Consider the following 3,154-nt stretch of genomic DNA (forward strand, 5'->3'; position numbering starts at 1 on the left):
TATACCCCCCGAGATCACCTTTTTTGACATCATCAAAATCTCTTAAAGCTCTAATTCGCGTTAAGAAATGACCATCTACATAGTCACCATCATTAATAAATTCATATTTTTTTGCAGGCTCTTGTTTATTATTAGATGCGGTTTCATTTGAAATGGAAGAGGAAATTGTAGTGTTTTGTGATGTAGTTTTCATAACTAAATCCTTACTGATTATACGTTTGTTATTGACATCCTATAAGGGCGCCGGGCGCTAACAAACACGGCAGTAAGTCCGTCGTTACACTTTTCCCCATAAGGGTATTGTATGGTGTAACTACACCCGACAAAATCATCATATATGCCAACTAAAGCATAAAAGATAGTCAGTTTTTATAATAGGATTAGGTTTATCGTAACCTATTCGCTTACTGTTTAGTGTTGTTAAGCACTTGCTTATTCATATAACAAAATACGTATTTATTGTCAATCAATATTTTATCTTTTTTGATATTTTTTATGATTTTTTAAATGCATTATGTGCAAATATTTATCATATGCTTATGAGTTGTTTCTTTTGTATTCTATGCTTTTAAAGCTATATTATGGGCTTTCTTAAACGATTGTGTTCTTTTTTGAATCTATACATTTATAATATTTATAAACGCTCTCATCATGCGTATTTTATATCTTTATAATCTATCATGTTTTTTACTAAATGGTTTTTAAAGATTTCTGTTAATTTCTTTTAATAACACATTTGCAACTTAACAGCGTTTTTATAGGGGCTATCTTTATAAGCAACGCGTTCATTTACATTATGATTATGAAAGCCTGCTGTTTTCACGCGTGTTTTATAGTTGTTATCTTCTTTATAACAACCGCATCATTTTCATAAGAAAAGTGATAAATAGGATAATTGTTATTTACTGCTTTTTATGAAAACATCTAAAGAGAGACTGATAACTCTAGAGATGAGCAAAATCCCTTTAATGAACTTTTATCAGTCCACTTAAATGGATAAACTTATAATTTTAGAGAATAATTAATGTCTTTAAAAAGCATGTGATCCTTTAAAGCCTTTCAAAAGACAGTTGTAATCTTAAGAAATGCTATCAAGATTGTTACGATTATGAGTTTTGAGGATTTTGAGGGTTCTTTTTACACCCTTTTATATATTTTTTTTCAATCAAAAATAAAAACCATTATATTTCAATATGTTAATTTTTATCAAGTTTTCAAAAAACAACCTATATTAACATTATAACCTGTAAATCAACTCCTAATATATGTTTTGAAGGTATTTTGAGGGTGTTAGGAACCCTCAAAACCTATAAGCAAAATGAAGATACATAACTCTTTTTAAACAGAGCTTTTGAAAAAGATAAAGCTATCATTTGAGATTACGGTATAATCTCTTAAAGGCAATTAAAATTATAGTGTTTAAAAGTGCAAATCCCTTTTTAGAATAATGCATATAAACATTCCTTTTAAGATTATGGTAATCAACTTACAAAAGAGGTATAGCTATATTCTATACCCCTTATGATTAGCATATCCATTATGTGAGTATGCTTTATAAGCTTATTCAGTTTCTCTTATTTCTAATTTTGGTAGGCTCTTAACGATTTTCATTGTTTCTAAACTTACAGTAATAACTCTTTGAAACAACTCCAATGGATAAGCAGGGTTTCCAACGGTTTCAACAGCATAACGATTAGCATCATTCACAATACCACTCTTTTTATCAGTCTTAACGCATTGACGACCCATAACCCATTCAAGAGCAGATCTACCATTTACGATATACTCATAAGCTTCAAGAGGGATATCTGTTATTGTGATATTGCTGTTATAAATAACCGTCGATTTATCCTTTTCCTTACTATTTCCAAAGAATTTCATTTCTTTAACATAATAGAATTCTTTAGGATTAGAAATATCTGTCTGTTTCGGATTGCCTTTTTTAAAGGTCACTGGATAAGGTTCCACATCTTCATAATTTACATGCAAATGACCGAGTTCACGCCCCGCTGTAACAAACATCCAAAAATCATCAGCGCTTTTTACGCAAGGGATACGAGGCAATTCCTTGCATAAATTATCAGCATAACGGGCGCGATAATCTTCTGAATGTAAGATCCCATAAACATAATAGAATAGATCATCTTTTGTTATAGTTTCATTAGGATAAGCAGCTTTAAAATGGGCTAGTCCTTCATCCGTAATGGCATCACGCCTCTGTAAACCAGCTGTTTTTCTCTCTTCTGTAGAAATTAAAAATAAATGCGATTGTTTTTTATTTTTATCTTTTAAAGATTCAGTATCTTCGTAAATATAGCGTGGAAAACATTGACCTTTATCCATTGCGTCATGATTAGGCAAAACTTTAGACATCAAAACAGAAAAATCTTTCATTGCCCCTATAGCTGTANGGCAAGGCATGTCTCTTCAAACTCAAACATCTTTTTTTTCGTTAAATATTGTTTAAGATTAAGGCTCCAGCTTATTTTTTTAGCATCAGAATTTACGAAATCGTCTACAATATTTGTATGTGTTTTACGGTCAGCATGTGCATAAATATCATTAAAGCGTTTCACTTCACTATTGTAGAAAACAATCATATTATTCATATTCTTGGATAAAGCTTCACGATTTGAGTTATATGCCCAAGCATCACGATTGGTTTTTAGACCACAAGAAAATGTTTCAAAGAGCTTTTTATCACGACCTTTTTTTACACCCATAGCTAAAAATTCTTTAAAACTATCATCACGTTGATCAAGCCAATCGCTATGTTTATCTGGTGTAATTATTTTCCAACCTTGTTTACTCCGTGTAATGCCATCAATGCTACCAAGAGACTCTATTATCGTAAGCTTTTCTTCTCTTTTAAGATAATCCCCAATGTCACGGAAATATATTTTACCACGCTGTTGAGATTCTAGATTTTTTACGAGAATAGAAATCGCTATAGGGGCTCTAGAACCTTCTCCAAAAATTCCACCACTTTCTTTTTTGCGTTGTTCTCCAGAAGTCCGAGCATTTCCTCGTAAATGGAAAATATAAAGGCTGCTAAATTCCTCAACGAGGCATTTTCGTAAACCATCCATAGAATGTCCAGTAATAAAACTCGCATTAGTAACAAAACCAATAATACCACGGTCTTTTATACGGT

At 31.5% G+C, this 3,154-nt stretch carries 2 pseudogenes; both read right to left on the bottom strand.

Going from position 1 to position 3,154, the window contains the following annotated elements:
• Positions 1-193, bottom strand: a pseudogene (locus ABD909_RS05075) (hypothetical protein); the annotation flags it as partial.
• Positions 194-1,560: 1,367 nt separating this feature from the next.
• A pseudogene (locus ABD909_RS05080) lies at positions 1,561-3,154 on the bottom strand (type ISP restriction/modification enzyme); the annotation flags it as partial.

The organism is Bartonella acomydis, from assembly GCF_039543025.1.
GTDB classification, from domain to species: Bacteria; Pseudomonadota; Alphaproteobacteria; order Rhizobiales; family Rhizobiaceae; genus Bartonella; species Bartonella acomydis.